An 18,232-nucleotide genomic window follows, 5' to 3' on the forward strand; every position below is an offset into this window, starting at 1 on the left:
AATTAAATAGACTCAATCGTTGTTGGTTCTATTTAAAAAATCATGGGCTTCATCATCAGATAGAGGTGGGCCTAAATCTCTTTCAAGTTTGGCATATATTTCAAGCAGTCTTTTTTGTTGTGGATCCATATCTAAGGCACGATGCTGCTGATATGTTAATTGATCTTCAATCCAATCATAATGCTGAACCGCAGCCCCTGCGAAACTGGTTTTCAAATGGAGTTTGTAATAACCAGAAAATTTATGTTTCTTGGTATCTAGACAGAGATACGCGAAGGTAGACCAACCACTTTCGGGAAATTTAAGGCGAGCTCGGCAGGGCTTCTTTTCTAGTGTAAATGTAGGTGAATAGACTTGGCCTTTTAGAATGATATTTTTATCTTGACCAAAATATTGAGTTTGTAATGCAAATAAAGCAAGAATCACTGTGGTGAGAAAAAAGCTGGCAATGACTGAATAAAAAAATGAAATGTATAAATGGAAGGACAAAAAATTAGATTCTTCGTTTTTGTTCACATCTTTTTCTAAGCGTAATAAATAGCAATTCAAAGAAATAAGAAAACAGAGGCAAAAAACGAAAATCGGTAACCAACTATTGGCATGAAAATGATGTATCTTTACGAAAATGAGTGAACAGATAAAAATAAAACCTAACAAACTATAAATGAATAATTTCTGAAATCTTTTTTGCATTTTGCGAAGCTTATAATTATGTATTGAACGATTATAGCATCTGATGTTTATAGTGATTATAGAAAAAAATCACCATGCTTTATGCATGGTGATTTTTAATTCTTGCAGATCTATTTAGATTATTAAGCATACAATTTTGCAAACAATTGTTGGCTCACGCTGTCTAAAGTTTGTGGAATTGCAATCGCTGCAACAAAGCGGTCTGGGCGAAGAATCGTAACAGATTCAGTGGTTTTACCAAACCAACCACGAATATCAGTACCAATATCACCAATCGTAATCACATTGTCGTACTTGGTGCGATTTTCATTGCTAAGCTGAACAGCAGGCAATACTTGGATAAATTTAACGCCCAATTTTTGCCATTTTTTCATGGTCGCATCTGACAGACCCCATTTTGGATCGACGCCCCAAGCAATGATTGCAAAGTCGTTACCGATGACTTCATCAAGTAGGACTTTTTCACCAGATTCAAGTTGAACATGTGGTTGAATGAACATTTTACCCACAGGTGAATCTTTAATACCGTTATTGATCAATGCACCATCGTTGTACTTCGGCATTGGCTTGAAGCGCATTTCCAATAGATATTGCTTGATCGGTTTGATGTAATTGAGCGCATACGCGATACCATCACGCACGAAACCTTGCCATTTTTTTGGTGGCGCAAGGACATGACCCGCCATTACAGAAAGATCAATCATCGCTTTGGCATGATCTTTACGTTCAACTTGGTATGTATCTAAAAGCGCAGGGCCAGCTTTACCTTGTACAACCATTGCAACTTTCCACGCTAGGTTGAACGCATCACGCATACCACTGTTATACCCTTGACCTTGCCAAACTGGCATGATGTGCGCAGCATCGCCTGCTAGTAAAATACGGTCTACACGGAATTTATCTGCAATACGGGCATTGTGGGTATAAACACGCTGACGAATCACTTCAATACCGTCGGTCGTTGGAAGCACTTTCGACAATAATTTGGCAATGTTTTCAGGTTTGCTTAATTCTTCTTGAGTTTCACCAGGCATCACCATAAATTCGAAACGACGAATACCGTGTGGAAGAGCAGCAGATACATAAGGACGCACAGGGTCACAGCATAGGTAAATGTGTGGCGTTGCAAGTGGGTCATTATTGATGTCGATCACGATCCATTGGTTCGGTGCAGTTTTACCATCGAAGCCGATGTTGAGGGTACGACGTACCACTGAGTTACCACCATCACAAGCAATCAAATACTGCGCTTGAATTTTTTCAGCTTCACCGTCTTTATTTTGAATATTGAGCGTTACACCATTGGCATCTTGGCTAAAATCAGACAATTGACGAGAGAATAAAACATTTGTGGTTTCGTACTGTTTTAAACCTTGTAGCAGTACATTATCGACTTGTGGTTGAATAAAGGCATTACGACGTGAGAAACCAAATTCACGAGTGAGCGGTTGAATGTCTGCGAAACAACGGCCTTTAGGGGTTAAGAAACGCATCGCGTGGTTCGGTGTCGTATGCGGTAACACTTGATCCACTAAACCTAATGATTGGATGGTACGTAATGATTCATCATCAATACCAATCGCACGTGGGTAGTCAATCAGGCTGTCCAGTTGTTCAATCACAGTGACATTGACGCCTTGCTTACTTAAGTAGTTTGCAATGGTTAAGCCGACAGGACCTGCGCCCAGAATGGCAACTTCCGTTGTGTAATTTGCTTTATTGCTCATGCGTAAACATCCAATCACTTCACATATGCCACTATTAAGTTCTAAAGCGAGGCTTTCAACAAGCTAGGCATAAGTCGAAACGATGAATCGAATTGTCGTGTTTTTTGCAGGGTTTTATTTTAAGTAAATGATATATATTTATTTATATGAAAATCATCAATCATTTTGAATGATTTATCGATCATTAAAATCTATCAATCAGTGGCTTTGAGCATAAAAAAGCCGAACCATTTTTCAATGATCCGGCGACTTTAATTCATTTAGCACAACATTTTATTAGTGAGGGATAAATGTTGAGCAGCAGACTAAATGAATTTAGCGTGTGGAGTACGCTATCCGTCTATTACTGAGCAGGTTGAGCTGGTGCAGAACCTTCAGCATTTGCTTCTGAAGCAGGTTGAGCAGCAGTACCTTCAGCAGCAGTTGTTTCAGTCGCTGGCTGTTCTTGAGTGCTAACCACTACTTTTTCTTGTTCAGGCGCTTCTTGTTTATCTTTGCTCGCAGCAAAACTTGTTGCAGCTGCAGCAGCTAGAGTAGAAGCAAGTAAAATTTGAGTTAATTTCATTTTGAGCATCCTTATATATTTTAGTAAGTCCTGAAAAGATCATCACGTCCATCAGGAGAGAACTCATGCTAAATCGAGAAAACCGAGTGATCAATGCGAGCAACAAAGTGAAACAGACTGGTTAACTGGATGAATACATAACCGTCCATCCTGTGTTTTAAATGTAAAAAAATATCGGAATCTTCATTTAACTTTGCAAGAAAAAATGACCAAATCGGCTTCATGATTCATTCATTGTTACATGATGATTACATCGATGTCGTAAATAAGCAGAATCCAGAAATTTCACTAAAATCCAAATGTAAGGATTCTTTTCGATATGACCATTTTTTAAAATATAAGAGTTAACTTTGCCAATAAAGTGTGACCAGATATGTCATGCATTCATGCAAATGGAATAAACAGGCTGTTTAACAGCCAGATTATCATTCAATGCCTCGAATACTAGGCTGATCTATGCTTTAGGAAAATGAAGACGGAGAAATGAAGACTAGGCTTGCAGCATTTTTTTGAAATCATTATGGTAAAGGCCATCAATCATTGGCTATTTATTTGAGTGATTCACTTTTGAAATTAGTTTCTACCCACGGTGCGATTCCTGTTCATATTATTTCTGGCTTTTTAGGTGCGGGTAAAACCACAGTTTTACAGCAGCTATTAAAGCAAAAGCCAGCGGGCGAAACTTGGGCCGTACTGATAAATGAGTTTGGGCAAATTGGGGTCGATCAACAGATGTTGCCGCAAGATCAGGGCTTTGCGGTGAAGGAACTATTGGGTGGTTGTCTATGTTGTAGCAGCCAACTGCCGATGCAAATTGCGTTGTCACGGTTATTGTCAGAGGTGAAACCCGACCGACTGTTTATCGAGCCGACAGGTTTGGGGCATCCGGGACAGCTTTTGGAGCAATTGACTGAGCCACATTGGCATCCGCATTTAGCCATGCGGGCATTGGTGACCGTGGTCGATGGCTCACGCTTACACGATCAAGATTGGACGTCGCAAAACCTGTATGCCGATCAACTCAAAGTGGCACAAATCGTTGTGGTGTCGCATGTTGATTGTATGAGTGATGCCGATCAAGCTGGTTTGGAACGACTCAAACAAACGTATTTACCGTATCAGCAGCAATGGATCAATGTCGTCAAAGGTGATTTAAAACTGACAAATATTGATCTCGCCTATGTGGGAAGTCCGCGTAAAATTCAGCCTTTATTGGCCATACAAAAGCAAACGTTGGTCGATGTACCCACAGAAATTAAACAGTTGCCTTATCATTATGTTGAATCCGCTCAGGGCTATAGTGTCGCAGGTTGGAAACTCCCAAAACGATGGACCTTTGATTTTTTTGAGTTGTTAGATTTACTCTGTGAGCAGCAAGATTGGCTACGGATCAAAGGTATTTTTCAGACAGACCAAGGGTGGAAAACCTTTAACTTTAATCCCGATCAGTTTAATTATCAGTCGAGCGAGGAAAGTATCGATAATCGTGTCGAAATTATTTACCAGACTGAACGTGAATGGCTCGAATTTGAAGATCGTTTAATGCAGTGCCGTATCGATGCCGATAAAGCTGAGAAATAAGTAAATCAACGCAGCAAAAGCTTGCTAAATCTTATATGCTAAGCGCCAAATTTGAGGACTTTACCATGGCGCTAAAAGCTACAATTTATAAAGCAGATTTGAACATTGCCAATATGGATGTACACCAATATGGTGATTATCAATTGACGATGGCTTTGCATCCTTCTGAAACGATTGAACGTTTGATGGTACGTGTCTTGGCATATGCACGCTATGCAGATGAAGCCTTAGAATTTACCAAAGATCTTTTCGAAACTGACGAACCAGCGCTGTGGGAAAAAGATTTAACAGGTCAATTGGTGAAATGGATTGAAGTCGGTTGCCCTGACGAAGATAAAGTCAAAAAAGCCAGCGCACGTTGCCCACACGTTGCTGTGATTACCTATGGTTCTTCAGTAGACGAATGGTATAAACGCAACAGCAAACTGAAAACCCTGAAGAATGTTGAAATTTGGCAATTATCTGAAGCGAGTACAGCTGCCATTCAAGAGTTATGCGAACGAACCATGTCTTTACAATTAAACGTAATGGACGGCGAATGGACTTTGATAGGTGATAAAGCTCAAGCGGTGATTGAATGGACACAATTGCAATAAGCGCATGATTTGATTTAACTCATGATGATGGATGTGAGTTCAGGCTTGCATCCTTGGTGCTATAACTATTTTTCAGCTAATACAATTCTGTTAATTTAAAAGTTGATTTAAAACTCAGTTGACCTAAAACCAAAATAAAAATTTAATTCGGGAAATTTTCTAGCCCCCCATTTATGTAATGCCTATGGATGAATCCTCTTTATTATCTTTGTAAATAGCGTTGTTCTTACCGCATAAACGTCTTCATTCAATGAACGTTCAAACTTTTAGTGCGCTTGAAATTTTTTATTCGTTTCTTCCCAATGCATCTTAGGGATAACGGAATACTCCTAAATGTTTCAAGACATGTGAGCTTTACTAGTAAATGTTTATTTGCATGCTGATCTAAATCATTGTGTTCTCAACTTTGCGTCGCTAAGTTCTAACGCATTCAAGGGCATCATGTTCAGACTGATTCTGTTTATAATAGTGCTTTATTTAGATTGCGGCATTTGAGGTTGAGAGCATGAGCACGGAATTAGAAATTATTGACTTAGTGGTAGGTGAAGGTAAAGAAGCGGTTAAAGGCGCTTTGATTACAACTCACTATACAGGCTGGTTAGAAGACGGTACAAAATTTGATTCATCACTGGATCGTGGTAATTATTTTGAAACAGTGATTGGTACTGGCCGTGTGATTAAAGGTTGGGATCAAGGCATCATGGGGATGAAAGTCGGTGGTAAACGTAAGTTAATCGTGCCATCACATTTGGCTTATGGTGAACGTAAAATGGGTAATGTAATTCCTGCCAATTCAAATCTTATTTTTGAGATTGAATTGTATGATGTAAAAACTCGCGATTAATACAGCGACTGTTTTAGATCAGTGACATGGAAGTTATTGATCAATTTGATAAAATAGTAGTTGTTATTTTTGTCTTTTACCGTAGATTAGAATAATTGCTCGAGTATAAACGCAGGAATCAAAGCCGTTGTCTTTACAGTTGCCTTGCACCAGATTGTTCTGGGTTCTTACCTTTATTATTTTTACATTGGCATTCACTGTATCGACTGCTCAAGCACAGTATGAAACTGCTCCTAAATCATTTTATTTAAAACATCAAAACGAAGTTAACCAAATCTACTTCACGGAAGACACCAGTAGCCTCTTACAAGGCAAATGGTTGTTTTATCCAAATCAATTTTTAACTTCTCCGAGTTCGGTTCTAGTCGGTCAAACGGTCTATCTGCCTGCATCATTTAAAGACATCACAGGGGACAGTAAAGGCTTTGGGACATATACTGGACATTTCCAAATCCCCAAACAATTTATTGGTCGTCGTATCGCGGTATTGATTCCAAATCAGTACGGTGCGTATCGGGTCTTTTTAAATGGTGATGTGATCGTTCGTTTGGGTGAAGTTGGGCGAACTGAAGCAGAACAAAAAACGGAGAATGCACCACGAATTGCCTATTTTGTGGCACAAGATGAATATTTCACCTTAACCATTCAGGCTTCAAGTTTTAACAGTATGCACGGCGGGTTTGAAAACCCGATGCGTATTGGTATTGCTAAGACAGTAAACCGCCAATTCCAACAACAGATGATGAGTATTGGAATGGTGTCTGGTGCCGTCTTGGGTGTGGGACTATTTACAATCCTATTTTCTGTTTTCCGAGGTTTACGCGGTCGCAATAGCCGAAGTAACTTGGTGTTTGGCTTATTTATTGTCTTTTTAGCACTCCATAATTTATTTTCAGCACCTTATGCCTATACCACTTTTACCGATATTAATTGGTTGTGGGGCACGCGATTAGAATACTTATTTACCTATTTGGCATCGATTTTCTTTTTAAGTTATATCCACTTGCTCAGTCGTCGCTATTTATTTACCTTAAATTATCAGATCGCGATGTTGCTGTTGTCTTTGAATATTTCAGTGACTTTTGTTTCGACGCCTGAAATTTTTCAGCCTTTGGCAACCTACAGCTTTGCCTATGTGATCGTTGTTCTAAGTAATTTTGCTTATGGTTTTTACCTAACACTGAAAAAGAAAGAACCGTATTCAAAATTAAATTTAATCGCGGTTATTTTCCTATGCATTACTTTTTTAAACGACTTTTTGCTGATGATGAATTTGATTGATTCAGTCAATTTATCGTTCATTTCAACCAGTTTGTATGCCTTGTTGATCATGTTTCAGCAATCGCACCATTATGCACAGCAGTCGATGCATACCGAGCAGTTAAATAATAGTCTGCTTGAGCTAAACAGTTCACTCGATCAGAAAGTCAAAGAGCGCACCTTACAGCTCCATGAGCTGAATAAAAAATTAGAGCTACAAATTCGTATTGATGCCTTAACGGGGGCATTCAATCGTCGTGCTTTGAATGCAGAAATTCAACGTTTATATTCAGAAGTCCGTTTTCATAGTCATCGAACATTGGTCTTTGCCATGTTAGATGTCGATTATTTTAAAAATTATAATGACCACTATGGACATCTCAAAGGCGATGAGGTGTTACAGCAAATTGTGAAAACCATGCAAAATACTCTGCCAAGTTCAGCCTATGTGGCTCGCTACGGTGGAGAGGAGTTTGCCATATTGATGCATGATGTTCCGTATGCGATTGCCCAAGAGCAATTACAATTGGTACTCGAAGCCATGCGTAATGAACAACTTGAACATGTTAATCGGGGTGATGAAAAAAATTATGTCACACTGAGTTTGGGCATGGCATGGATGGATAAGCAGAATGACTTCGACAGTATCGAAGCCTTAATGAAGCATGCAGACCATTATTTATATATGGCCAAACAGGCAGGACGCGATCAACTTAAGCCTTGATACCTAGTTATAAACGGTTAAAACTTTGCGGTGCTATTGCTAGTACCATTGCAACACTCATTTAGATTGATCTCTTTTTAAATTCACCTATCATAATCATCCTATTTGAAAATCTATCTTTTTATGAGGTTTGCCTCTCTACTAACAGAGCTGTTTGACCAATTTGAGCGGAACTTCGGCAGGCTCAAAATCCTGATGTGCGACAAAGCCATATTTTTGGTAAAAGGCGAGTGCCGTATGAGTACTTTCTAGACTGATCTCGGTAATATTCTTTTTCCTGACACAGTGTATCATGTTTAACAATAACGCCTTACCAATGCCTTGGTACTGACGTTCTGGGCAGATATAGTTCAGTAAAATTTGTCCCTGATCACTGACTAAAATAAAGCCGACCACTCGATTGTCACTGACGTAGACCCAACTGTCGTTGTAAAGCATCCACATTAAGATATTTGATTGATTTGCCTCCTCAAGCCAAGTTTGAATCACACTTTCATTACGTTGATGGTCCTGGATACATGAACGAATGCTGTTGTGAATCACGTGAATAATTTCGGGTATATCCTGAATTTGTGCTTCGCGTATCATAATTTTTTCTTTTTATAAAAAACTCCAACAGCCTGCCATTTCAGAAGATATCGCCCTGTGCTTAAAGAGGCTTCTTGTTGCGTTTTATGTTTTTTTGCAGCCATTGCGCCGTTGGGTTGGGTTTTTATTTCAAAATTGTTGCAAAATTTACAAATGTATATTTATAAATTAATCGTTAAATACGGATAAATAACCACATAAATGCATCTAACTATACTGTTTTTAAAGTAATAATAGATATTTTAGAAATGTATACATACTCAATGATTTCAGCAGGTGTAATAGTTTGAAATAAATTAGCAAAGAAAATTGGCAAGATTTCAGCTTTAAAATAATTTTGTATGAATTTTAAACGTTATTGTGCGTTATATTAGTTCATAAAATATTCGATGATTCAAGATGTGCATGCGCGTCATCGGCAGTAGGTTGTTATTATGGTTATTTTTCTCATTGTGATGTGTATTCTGATTGCGTTGTCTGCAGCAGGAATCGTGGTCAAAAAAATAATAAAAACAGAAAAATATCGTCAAAAATATACGCGTTACCAAGCACCAAAAAAATCGAAAAGTATCTCTCTAGCATCAAATGATGATGCTATTCGTGACGTCGATCAAGTCATTGAAGTAGATGAATATGAACAGCAACTTTTTGATGATATTGCGGAAATTTTCTTTCAACAACAATACAAATTAGATTCGCTACAGGCAGCCGAACAGTTACAAGAAGTTTTTTTACGTCGCATGCCAGTCAATTGTAAAACTCAAATTCGCCAATTAGATCTGAATGAATGGTCGATTTATTGGAGTTTTTACAATCAATCGCTCGAGTATTATTTAGGCCGATACGGTGAGTTTTATACACATGTCGACCGTTTTGGCGAAGAACATAAAATTGAATATCGCTATCAAGACTCCGCAAGTTGAAGCAAAATGCGATCTTGGACTAAATCGAGATAACTCAAATCATCGGTTATTCGGGCCATTAAAATAGCGCCTTCATAATCCGCCAAGCTGACTTTGGCAAGTTGAGCGGCGTGTTCGATGGTCATGCATCGCTTAAAAAACACTTCAAAGGCGAGTTGCCACTCCTGAAAGATGGACTGTAATTTTGCAAAAATCTCAGTTGGCAAATGTTGCCGCTCCATACTTAATATCCCGACTAAACAACCTAATCCACCTTGGCTAAAAAATTGTATGGCGAGTTGATGGATGTGCGAGAAAGCCTGTTGAGGTGAGGTAGTAGTTTGCTGTAATTGCTGAAAAATACTGTGCTGTAACTTTATATGCGTCAGGTTTAAAATTTCCATCAGCAATGCGTCTTTATTCGGATAGTCATAATAAAATGCAGCTTTTGAGAGTCCACAGGCTTCAGCCAATTTCCCCATGCTGCAGCCCATATAGCCATAGCGTTTAAAGGCGTGTGCTGACTGTAACAATAGATGTTCAGAGGTGTTTTTCCGTGGACGCATGTATCTCTCTATCCGAATAAATCAATGTGCTATGTATGAAGTAAATTGGTCTAGGCGATTAATAGTTCGTCAAACCTTCCAATGACTTCCTGCCATAAGAGTTCAGCACCTTTGCGGAAATATCCCATATGACCAATCTGTTTTAGACCATAATCTTGCGCTTCAATATTGATATAGTGCATTGATGCTTGCGCATAATGTTGCATAAAAGCATGTCGTGAATTGGGTAATGCCCAGTCATCATCAAGTGCAGCGACCGCATAAATCGGCGTTTGAACTGCAGCATATTGTTGAGATAACTCACTCAGCTCAGGGTCGGCAAAGAAATAGGTTGGGTTTTTACACCAACGGCGCCATTGTTTATAGACATCGACAGGAAGGTCAGCGCCCATATTGAGTTCGCTCCAAGGCAAATACCCTTTGATGGCAACCATCGGCGGAAAAACGATATTCCACATTACATGAACCTTCATTTTTTCTTTAAAGGGCATATAGCCATGCCAACCTGCGCCAGTGCCAAAACAATACATGGCACGTATCTGATCGTGATTTGAGGTAAGGCCTAGTGCTTGACCGCCATAAGAGTGTCCCACTAGAAAAGTTTCCTGACCATGTTGTTGCATATAAGCTATGGCACCAGAAAGGTCATAACGTCCCCAGTCAAGATAAGACATCTTAAAGCCTTTAAGTTTTGACGGTGCAGAACGCCCTATACCACGATAATCAAAAGTCAGTACTTGATAACCGAGTCCTGCGGCATACTCGGCAAATCGACGGTAAAATTGTTGAGGTACACCTGTCGCACTTGAAATAATAATATTGGCCTTAGCGGCAGTATTAGGCCGATATTCAACGCCTGAAAGCGTATAGCAATCGGTTGCTGGGAAACTCACGGGTGTACTGTGTATTTCTTGCGTTGTTTGTTCTAAATCCGTTGGCATAATTTTTCTCTTGATGTTGCAGGGCGTTAAAGGTTTATTCGATTTATCCATAGGCTTATTTGCCCTGAAAATTGGCTGCACGACGTTGTAGCATGGCCATCACACCTTCTTGTACATCTTGTGTTTTTAGTAATAGTTGTAAAAGCTGATCTAATTGAGCAAATGCAGCATCGGCTCCCAAATGCACACCTTGCTGTGCTGCAGCGAGTGTTGCCTGAACCGCTAGTGGTGCGGCCTGCGCAATTTGTTCCGCAAGTTCAATGGCACGAGATAAGGGTGCTTGGTCAGTGATTTCAGTCACCAAATTCATGTCATATGCCGTTTGCGCATTGAAACGTTCACCTGTGAGTAAATAGCGCATGGCTTTATTCCAACCCGCTGCTTGCACAAAGCGAACTGTTGCGCCACCAAAGGGAAGAATGCCACGTTGCACTTCCATTTGAGCAAACTCCGTGTGACGCTGTGCGATCACGATATCGGCATTCAGCATGAGTTCAATACCCGCTGTAAAACAGAACCCTTGTACCGCGACCACAACTGGTTTTTTTCGTTGTCGTGAGTTGGTTCCCCACGGATTAATTTGCTGATCAGGAAAATTAAACAGTCCACTGCCAAGTTTTGGTTGTAATTCGACCAGATCTAGACCTGCAGTAAAATGATCGCCATGAGCAAAAATCACTGCACAGCGTAAATTTGGATCATCTTCATATTCAGTGAGCGCCAGTGAAAGGTCATGAATTAAATGACTGTCAAACGCATTTCGTTTATCTGCACGGTCCAAACCGATTAAATAAAGATGACCACGAATTTCTCGACTTACACGACCTTGTTGTTCTGACATTTGGATGATTCCTTCTGATTATTCTTTATGCATAGCTAAGTTTTTAAATGATTGTTAGAAAACTGTCAAAACTGATGCGTTCAAAACATCAAAATCATCGTCTGGTGGATGAGTGGTTTGATTTAAAATTTACAGCGTTGATATGAAATAGTGCAGGATATAGCTTGCCTTTAGGCTGAATTTTTCCATAATAGCTGCAGCTTTTTTAAGGCCCAATCAACCATGTCGAACTTAGAAATATTTGCAGTCATTATTAGCTTAATCGGGGTGACTTTAACCATAAAGCGAAATATGTGGTGTTGGTGGTTTAACTTTGCAGCTTTTTTGCTGTATGCCTACTTGTTTTATACCTACAAACTTTATGGCGAAACCATTTTGCAATTTTTCTTTGTGGTGGTGAACTTCTACGGTTTTTATCACTGGTTGAAGGGCAAACAACAAGATCATGACATCCGTATTGAACCGATTGCGACCAAAATTGTGATCTTTCAAATGCTCTTAGCTGCGGTGGGCGGTTTGATTTTTGGTTTAAGCCTGCACTATTTTACCGATGCAGCCGTACCAATTTGGGATGCACAATTGGCCGCGTTTAGCTTACTCGCAACGTATTGGACCAGCCGGAAACATATTGCTACTTGGGTGCTTTGGGTATTTGTCGATATTATCTATGTGGGTATGTTTATATACAAAGACCTGTATCTCACTGCGGCGTTGTATGCAGGTTTTGTGGGCTTGGCGGCATTTGGTTGGTGGCAATGGACACAAGTCAAAAATAAACAGCAGCAACAGGCGATGAAAGCTTTATCCATTTAGCCCACAGATGTTTTTTTCATTCCCAATTTGACAATTTATAAAAATATATTTACTTTGTAACCATAAAGGGCATTTCATAATCGGGCTTCACCCCGATGAGAAGTGCCTTTTTTATGCCTTAAGAAATGTGGCTGTGTTCATTTGAGTCTAAGACATGTCATAAAATCCTCTGTGAATTTATAAGCAAAATTGGGTGTCTGCGAAGCTTGATTTTAATAGCCGATGATCCGATCCCGATGAATAAGTAAAGAGCGTGCAGAGTCATGATTATCGACTTTCAACTTGAGCAGCAACTGCGTTTTGACCGACAAGCTACGGTTCTACTGCAGCAAAAGGCGAGCTTTTTTCAGTTTGAGCAAATAGCAGATGTGTATAACGCTGAATGGCTCAATGCATTTCCACAAGGGACGCAATGTAGCATCAGCGGTTTGGATGATGGTGCAGATGAATACGGCATCCAAATCAGTTATAAACACCAAAGCATCTTGATCGATTATTCACAACCAATCAAACTGGTACACCGTGATCGGGATGGTGTAGTGCATAGCATGCTGTTAAATTAACAACTTAAATTAAACTGAGATTTATAAAAGCAGTACCACAAAGATTTGTTATAGAAATATAAAAATAAGCGCAAGAAGAAATGAAAAGATATGGGAAGTTATTAAAGCAATGATGCAACTTGACCCAAAAGATTCAACATTTAAAATTTTTAATCAGCTATGTTTCGAACTTTTTCATGATTATGGCTCGCACTGCACGTCTTTTGAACCAAGCGCTTTGATACATGCAAAACCAATGCAACAGCTCCCTGAACAAGCCCGCTTTGATATTGTAAGCCTCGACTTTGGTCATTGGTACGCAAAGTTGTCCTATGCAGGGATGTATTTAAAAATTGATGCGGGCTGGGAATTTCAGCTCGAGTTTAAAGATCAGCATGGGCAAATCTATCAAAAAGTCCTTTAAGGCAGAGTCCAATGAGTTGCAGTATGGCAATTCTGTTTTTTCAGTTTGGTTTCAGGTCAATGACAGCCATAACGCTTTTCGATTTAATTCAAAGCACAGTTTTAGCAACTGTAAACTGGGCGAAATAAAACAATAAAACCAATATTGACCTGAAGGATTACGAGAATGGCACATCAATTTACCGTCAATGCCACAATTTATGGCGTTTCACTTGAAGATTTTAAACGATTAGCCGCAGATATCAGCTTGCATGAAGCGGTGTGCAAACGCATACCGGGTGAAAATCTAGAAATTTTAGAATCAAAAAAAACAGGTGATATGTATACCTTAAAACGTGCCTATAACTTGGATGTAAATATTCCAGATATTGCCAAGAAGTTTTTAAAAGATGCGTTTCGTCTGAAACGTACGGATATTAGTAATTTGGCGGCATTAACCTCTGACGTCAAACTAGATCCGAACCTACCGCTCGAAGCAAGTTGCAAACGAAGTGTCAGTGGCGATACGACACAAGTCAGTTTCAATTTGGACTGGACGGTGAAAGTCAAAGTTCCACTTATTGGTGGATTACTTGAAAAACATGCAGAAGGTGAAATTCGTCGTTTTAGTCAGCTTGAGATTGAAATTGTAGAAGATGAATTACGTAAAAATTTAAAAGCCTGAATTGATTTGAAAGTGATTTAAAAAAAGCGGTCATTGACCGCTTTTTTTAGTGACTGAGGTTACGCACGTAAAAGTAATTTCACAATTTTTAAATGATATTTAAGTCTATTCGACGGGGTCTTACATCTATGGATTGAATAAAGGGATTAGCCTTCGGCTGGAGGTACTCTTACGAAACATTGTTTCTCATTCGGCAAAATGAGAAGCGAAGCTTCGTAAGGAAACCATCTTGCGGAGCAATGCTCCTCACCGCAAAACTCGTTCACTAGCGTCAAATTTTTCAAAGTATTGCAAAAACAATTTTGATTAAAAGTAGTCCTGTCTCAAACACTTGCGGATGACCTTAGCGCGTATCGTTCATTTATTTGAATCAAATTGCGCTGCTGATGTTACTTCGTAACATCAGTTAGCGAGATGTTTTTTCAAAACGTTGACGATAAAGCATCGCAGTAAAGAAGGTCACCAAACAGACAGTCCATATATAATACATAGCGCCAATGTTGCTGTATAAACTCAACCATTGAACCAATGGCAAAGTGATACCACCCGCGATGGCATAGGCCAAATTGTATGAAAATGAAATGCCCGAGAAACGAATCTGTGCAGGGAACATTTTCACCATACTATAAGACACCATACCAACTGTACCTGATGCCAAACCGAGCAACATATAGAGCGCAAACACGGTCGATGCTGCCACATGGCCCAAGCTGTTATAGAACACGCCCGCAATTATCGCGACAAGGAGGGAACCGAACAGCATCACTTTGCCCGCACCGAAGCGATCTGCCAAAAGACCTGCCAAGATACAACCGACCATTTGCATCACAATAGCGGCACTTTGCATTTTAAAGGCATCGGCCCGTTCAAAACCAAAGGCGCCCGTGAGTAGATTTGGCATCGCTAAAATCAGCACAACAACACAGCCTGTTAAGAACCATGTAAACAGCATACCAATCACAACGCCTGTTTTGTGCTGTTGCAGTACTTGTTTCACTGGAAGCTCTTTAGCCAATTGTTTCTTTTCTTGCATGGCTTTAAATACTGGCGTTTCTTTTAAATAACTGCGTAGATAGAGCGCAACAAAACCAAAGATTCCGCCTAGAATAAATGGAATCCGCCATGCCCAATCATGGATTTCTGACTCTGTAAATTGTAATGAAATAAACAAAGACATCAGTGCGCCCAATAGGATACCTAAAGATAAGCCAGCAGTGAGTAAGCCATTGGCGATACCAATTTTTTGCTCAGGCACATGCTCTGAAACAAAAGTCCATGCAGCAGGGATTTCACCACCAATCGCGATGCCTTGAATCACACGCATCAGTAGGAGCAGGAGTGGTGCTGCATAGCCAATACTTTCAAAAGTTGGCATCACACCGATCATCAGCGTAGGCAAAGCCATGAGTAAAATAGACAAACTAAATAAACGCTTACGACCAATCAAATCGCCAAAATGCGCCATTACGACACCACCCAATGGGCGGAAAAAATATCCTGCGGCAAAAATACCGTAGGTATTCAACATCGCCCAAAATGGACTGAGGCCAGTGGGGAAAAACAGTTCCGAAATAATTTTGGCGTAAAACACATAAATGACAAAGTCATAAAACTCAAGTGCGCCACCGAGGGATGACAGTCCGAGGGTGCGTTTATCTTGACGAGTCAGGCGTGGCTGAGCTTCCATGCAAATATTTTCCAGCAGCAAATAGCATTTGAGGATTTTAGTGATTCAAATTTTTATTGAATAATCAAACTTTGTTGCATTATTAAAAACTTATAGTTATGAAAATATCATTAATTAAGAACAAAATAATATAGATAAAGTCGCATTAACTTAAATAATGATTGCTAATAGATAATGGCGTACCTTGATGTATAAATGATAAATATCAATGGTATAGGGTAGTATGATCTACTATTTTACTTTGTGCTCTATATAAACCACAAAAGATTCAAAGCCATAGCATGCTGTTGTTTTATACTCAGAACCGATAATAATGCATATTGCATGATTGTTTTTTTTACGTAATTTAAGCCCGCTAGACTTAAAAGGATAAAAACATGAGTTATGTTGCTGCTGTTGCACAGCGTGGTGAAGCAATTTTGACGCTCACTGCCGCAGAGGTACAAGCATCTGAAATAGGTTCTGCATGGTTAACTGCACTAAGTGAAACACTGCATGCCACTATGCTTGAGCGTCAAGGCGTAGGCATTGCCGCGCCGCAAATTTATGTTTCAAAGCGGGTGATTATCGTGGCTTCACGTGCAAATTTACGCTATCCCGATGCGCCTGAAATGGAGGCGATCGTGATGGTGAATCCAGTGATTACATCTCGATCTACGACCACGGTTTTGGGTGAAGAAGGCTGCTTAAGTGTGCCGAATGCACGAGGGCAAGTCCCGAGAGCCGAGCAAATTCACGTGCGATATTTGACCCTTCAAGGTGAAGTCAAAGAGAAAACCCTGAATGGCTTTCCTGCACGGATCGTACAACATGAGGTCGATCATCTGAACGGGATCTTATTCACCGAGCGTTTAGAATAATAAACCGTGTTATTTCAAAAATAAAAAAGTGACCAATTGAGCTAAAAAAATAACGGAAAAGTAATTTGAATAGTGGTGCAAGTGAAGTTTAAAGGCTTTAAATGTTGCACTTATAACTGTGAAAATAGGCATTCTTTTTGAAGTTAAAACCTTGTATAACTAGCGAAACAATAAAATAAAAAAGTAGATTAATGGGGAAAAACTGGGGCAATGCTGTCTGTACGAACTGGGGCGTACAATGGCGTAAGTTGAAGCATCTTTTATTTGAATCCGACTATCTCATCATCAATTGGTCTGACTACGATAAAGGGCGTTTACTTCTCATCTTTGGCATGCTGAGTCAAGTTAGCGTGTTGAAGTGGTGCATCATGAATTTTTATTATTCGACCAATCGGATTTGGTTTAATCCGAGTGAACTCAAGTTCAGGATCATCGTCGCTTGTATAGTCCTACTCAGTTATGGCGTATTGGCAGTACTCAGTCTTTATTTCAAAAAATATTTAAATTTTAGACTGTTTTTTAGCTATTTTGCGCCCGTCCTGTTTGGGTTCGGCATGATCTATGGTGGCTATATGATCGGGATCTATAGTCCTGCCACTATGGCGGGGACGGTCAATCTGCTGATGGTCGGTTTGGTTTTTTATCGTCCTGCAATTATGCTCAGTATTACATTTCCGATCACACTGTTTATTGGCTACATTTGCTATCAAACTTCGATTGACCATCTAGAATATGCACCGATTTTCAGCCCAGCTTTAAAACAGAGTGAGTTTTACGACAATGCCTTTTGGCTGATGAGTATGGCGGAGTTGTATTTACCTATATTGATCATCAGTGCAGTATTTTTTCAGATTTTGCTTTTACAGTGGCGACACCGTGAACAAAAGATGGAAGTCCTCAGCCGTGTCGATGGGCTGACCAATGTGTTTAACCGACGTTATGTTAGTCATGAACTTGATACACTCAGCAAACAGACACAGCCTGAATTTGCAGTGGTTTTACTTGATCTCGACCATTTTAAACTGATCAATGACCAATATGGACATGATGCAGGAGATGCCGTTTTACAACGTGTTGCTCAAATTTTAAATGACAATACTCGTGTACAAGATGTGGTTGGACGTTATGGCGGTGAAGAATTTATTTTAATTTTAAAAAATCAGAGTTTAGAGCAGGCGATAGAGGTCGCTGAACGCTGTCGATTGGCCATTTCTGAAGCTGAAACTATGATAGCCAACCATCAAATGTTGAAGATTAGTGCAAGTTTCGGTGTAGCAACTGCGATTGAGGGGACACCGTCTGCTGTGGTCACGCGTATGGCCGATCAAGCGCTGTACATGGCAAAGCAACAAGGTCGTAACCAAGTGCGTAGCTTTCGTGAGTTAAACTTGGCAGAAGATTAAAAACTTAAAAGA

19 protein-coding genes are annotated in these 18,232 nt (G+C 39.7%); 11 read left to right on the top strand and 8 right to left on the bottom strand.

What is annotated here, in order from left to right:
- Positions 1-12: 12 nt before the first annotated feature.
- From FTU34_RS00970 to FTU34_RS00980, 3 genes are all read right to left on the bottom strand, one after another.
- A complete protein-coding gene (locus tag FTU34_RS00970) occupies positions 13-516 on the bottom strand; it encodes a hypothetical protein (RefSeq protein WP_180034492.1) in 504 nt (167 codons plus the stop codon).
- 299 nt (positions 517-815) lie between these two features.
- On the bottom strand, positions 816-2,420 hold the full coding sequence (locus tag FTU34_RS00975; RefSeq protein ID WP_180034491.1) for a bifunctional 3-(3-hydroxy-phenyl)propionate/3-hydroxycinnamic acid hydroxylase: 1,605 nt from the start codon (positions 2,418-2,420) through the stop codon (positions 816-818).
- Positions 2,421-2,763: 343 nt separating this feature from the next.
- Complete coding sequence (locus tag FTU34_RS00980) at positions 2,764-2,985, bottom strand: hypothetical protein (protein WP_078191424.1); 222 nt, start codon at positions 2,983-2,985, stop codon at positions 2,764-2,766.
- Between the two features lie 567 nt (positions 2,986-3,552).
- Here FTU34_RS00980 and FTU34_RS00985 point away from each other — a divergent pair.
- From FTU34_RS00985 to FTU34_RS01000, 4 genes are all read left to right on the top strand, one after another.
- A complete protein-coding gene (locus FTU34_RS00985) occupies positions 3,553-4,566 on the top strand; it encodes a GTP-binding protein (protein ID WP_180034490.1) in 1,014 nt (337 codons plus the stop codon).
- 65 nt (positions 4,567-4,631) lie between these two features.
- Entirely contained in the window at positions 4,632-5,162 is a 531-nt protein-coding gene (locus FTU34_RS00990) for a YaeQ family protein (RefSeq protein WP_078191423.1), read from the top strand.
- A 505-nt stretch (positions 5,163-5,667) separates the two neighbouring features.
- The gene (locus FTU34_RS00995; protein WP_078191421.1) at positions 5,668-6,006 is read left to right on the top strand and encodes an FKBP-type peptidyl-prolyl cis-trans isomerase; all 339 of its coding nucleotides are present in this window, start codon (positions 5,668-5,670) and stop codon (positions 6,004-6,006) included.
- Between the two features lie 187 nt (positions 6,007-6,193).
- On the top strand, positions 6,194-7,990 hold the full coding sequence (locus tag FTU34_RS01000; RefSeq protein ID WP_180034601.1) for a diguanylate cyclase domain-containing protein: 1,797 nt from the start codon (positions 6,194-6,196) through the stop codon (positions 7,988-7,990).
- Between the two features lie 141 nt (positions 7,991-8,131).
- Here the strand turns inward: FTU34_RS01000 and FTU34_RS01005 are convergent, their stop codons facing one another.
- Positions 8,132-8,578, bottom strand: coding sequence for a GNAT family N-acetyltransferase (locus FTU34_RS01005; protein ID WP_180034489.1), 447 nt, complete (start codon positions 8,576-8,578; stop codon positions 8,132-8,134).
- Between the two features lie 434 nt (positions 8,579-9,012).
- Between FTU34_RS01005 and FTU34_RS01010 the strand changes: the two genes are divergently transcribed.
- Positions 9,013-9,501, top strand: coding sequence for a hypothetical protein (locus FTU34_RS01010; RefSeq protein WP_180034488.1), 489 nt, complete (start codon positions 9,013-9,015; stop codon positions 9,499-9,501).
- On the opposite strand, the gene FTU34_RS01015 is transcribed toward FTU34_RS01010, so the two are convergent.
- Genes FTU34_RS01015 through FTU34_RS01025 form a run of 3 tightly spaced genes read right to left on the bottom strand, consistent with a single transcriptional unit; the run spans position 9,483 to position 11,828 of the window.
- Positions 9,483-10,046, bottom strand: coding sequence for a TetR/AcrR family transcriptional regulator (locus FTU34_RS01015; RefSeq protein ID WP_180034487.1), 564 nt, complete (start codon positions 10,044-10,046; stop codon positions 9,483-9,485). The two genes, FTU34_RS01010 and FTU34_RS01015, sit on opposite strands and share 19 nt — an antisense overlap.
- A 50-nt stretch (positions 10,047-10,096) precedes the next feature.
- Complete coding sequence (locus tag FTU34_RS01020; protein WP_180034486.1) at positions 10,097-10,987, bottom strand: alpha/beta fold hydrolase; 891 nt, start codon at positions 10,985-10,987, stop codon at positions 10,097-10,099.
- A 55-nt stretch (positions 10,988-11,042) separates the two neighbouring features.
- The gene (locus tag FTU34_RS01025) at positions 11,043-11,828 is read right to left on the bottom strand and encodes a crotonase/enoyl-CoA hydratase family protein (protein ID WP_180034485.1); all 786 of its coding nucleotides are present in this window, start codon (positions 11,826-11,828) and stop codon (positions 11,043-11,045) included.
- A 222-nt stretch (positions 11,829-12,050) separates the two neighbouring features.
- Here FTU34_RS01025 and pnuC point away from each other — a divergent pair, with 222 nt between their 5' ends.
- The 4 genes from pnuC to FTU34_RS01045 all read left to right on the top strand — a co-directional run bounded on the left by pnuC (position 12,051) and on the right by FTU34_RS01045 (position 14,270).
- On the top strand, positions 12,051-12,641 hold the full coding sequence (pnuC, locus tag FTU34_RS01030) for a nicotinamide riboside transporter PnuC (protein WP_180034484.1): 591 nt from the start codon (positions 12,051-12,053) through the stop codon (positions 12,639-12,641).
- A 263-nt stretch (positions 12,642-12,904) separates the two neighbouring features.
- Positions 12,905-13,204 carry a hypothetical protein gene (locus FTU34_RS01035; protein ID WP_180034483.1) on the top strand — a complete coding sequence of 100 codons (300 nt, stop codon included), beginning with the start codon at positions 12,905-12,907 and terminating at the stop codon, positions 13,202-13,204.
- 235 nt (positions 13,205-13,439) lie between these two features.
- The gene (locus FTU34_RS01040; RefSeq protein WP_180034482.1) at positions 13,440-13,607 is read left to right on the top strand and encodes a hypothetical protein; all 168 of its coding nucleotides are present in this window, start codon (positions 13,440-13,442) and stop codon (positions 13,605-13,607) included.
- Between the two features lie 165 nt (positions 13,608-13,772).
- Positions 13,773-14,270 (top strand): DUF2505 family protein, encoded by a 498-nt coding sequence (locus tag FTU34_RS01045; protein WP_180034481.1) that lies wholly within the window; start codon positions 13,773-13,775, stop codon positions 14,268-14,270.
- Positions 14,271-14,676: 406 nt separating this feature from the next.
- Here the strand turns inward: FTU34_RS01045 and FTU34_RS01050 are convergent, their stop codons facing one another.
- Complete coding sequence (locus FTU34_RS01050) at positions 14,677-15,957, bottom strand: MFS transporter (protein ID WP_180021219.1); 1,281 nt, start codon at positions 15,955-15,957, stop codon at positions 14,677-14,679.
- A 377-nt stretch (positions 15,958-16,334) separates the two neighbouring features.
- On the opposite strand from FTU34_RS01050, the gene def reads away from it, so the two are divergent.
- Both def and FTU34_RS01060 read left to right on the top strand, forming a co-directional pair.
- On the top strand, positions 16,335-16,817 hold the full coding sequence (gene def, locus FTU34_RS01055) for a peptide deformylase (RefSeq protein WP_078192223.1): 483 nt from the start codon (positions 16,335-16,337) through the stop codon (positions 16,815-16,817).
- 191 nt (positions 16,818-17,008) lie between these two features.
- Positions 17,009-18,220, top strand: coding sequence for a GGDEF domain-containing protein (locus FTU34_RS01060; protein WP_180034480.1), 1,212 nt, complete (start codon positions 17,009-17,011; stop codon positions 18,218-18,220).
- Positions 18,221-18,232: the final 12 nt, after the last annotated feature.

Origin of the sequence: Acinetobacter sp. YH12094, assembly GCF_013419295.1 — a bacterium.
Lineage (GTDB): Bacteria > Pseudomonadota > Gammaproteobacteria > Pseudomonadales > Moraxellaceae > Acinetobacter > Acinetobacter amyesii.

What these genes read in the sequence shown, in the direction of transcription:
- FTU34_RS00995 (WP_078191421.1), top strand. Translation starts at nt 5,668, where the DNA reads ATGAGCACGGAATTAGAAATTATTGACTTAGTGGTAGGTGAAGGTAAA.
- FTU34_RS01035 (WP_180034483.1), top strand. Translation starts at nt 12,905, where the DNA reads ATGATTATCGACTTTCAACTTGAGCAGCAACTGCGTTTTGACCGACAA.
- pnuC (WP_180034484.1), top strand. Translation starts at nt 12,051, where the DNA reads ATGTCGAACTTAGAAATATTTGCAGTCATTATTAGCTTAATCGGGGTG.
- FTU34_RS01020 (WP_180034486.1), bottom strand. Translation starts at nt 10,987, where the DNA reads ATGCCAACGGATTTAGAACAAACAACGCAAGAAATACACAGTACACCC.
- def (WP_078192223.1), top strand. Translation starts at nt 16,335, where the DNA reads ATGAGTTATGTTGCTGCTGTTGCACAGCGTGGTGAAGCAATTTTGACG.
- FTU34_RS00990 (WP_078191423.1), top strand. Translation starts at nt 4,632, where the DNA reads ATGGCGCTAAAAGCTACAATTTATAAAGCAGATTTGAACATTGCCAAT.
- FTU34_RS01050 (WP_180021219.1), bottom strand. Translation starts at nt 15,957, where the DNA reads ATGGAAGCTCAGCCACGCCTGACTCGTCAAGATAAACGCACCCTCGGA.
- FTU34_RS01040 (WP_180034482.1), top strand. Translation starts at nt 13,440, where the DNA reads ATGCAACAGCTCCCTGAACAAGCCCGCTTTGATATTGTAAGCCTCGAC.
- FTU34_RS01005 (WP_180034489.1), bottom strand. Translation starts at nt 8,578, where the DNA reads ATGATACGCGAAGCACAAATTCAGGATATACCCGAAATTATTCACGTG.
- FTU34_RS01015 (WP_180034487.1), bottom strand. Translation starts at nt 10,046, where the DNA reads ATGCGTCCACGGAAAAACACCTCTGAACATCTATTGTTACAGTCAGCA.
- FTU34_RS00980 (WP_078191424.1), bottom strand. Translation starts at nt 2,985, where the DNA reads ATGAAATTAACTCAAATTTTACTTGCTTCTACTCTAGCTGCTGCAGCT.
- FTU34_RS01060 (WP_180034480.1), top strand. Translation starts at nt 17,009, where the DNA reads ATGGGGAAAAACTGGGGCAATGCTGTCTGTACGAACTGGGGCGTACAA.
- FTU34_RS01045 (WP_180034481.1), top strand. Translation starts at nt 13,773, where the DNA reads ATGGCACATCAATTTACCGTCAATGCCACAATTTATGGCGTTTCACTT.
- FTU34_RS01025 (WP_180034485.1), bottom strand. Translation starts at nt 11,828, where the DNA reads ATGTCAGAACAACAAGGTCGTGTAAGTCGAGAAATTCGTGGTCATCTT.
- FTU34_RS00975 (WP_180034491.1), bottom strand. Translation starts at nt 2,420, where the DNA reads ATGAGCAATAAAGCAAATTACACAACGGAAGTTGCCATTCTGGGCGCA.
- FTU34_RS01010 (WP_180034488.1), top strand. Translation starts at nt 9,013, where the DNA reads ATGGTTATTTTTCTCATTGTGATGTGTATTCTGATTGCGTTGTCTGCA.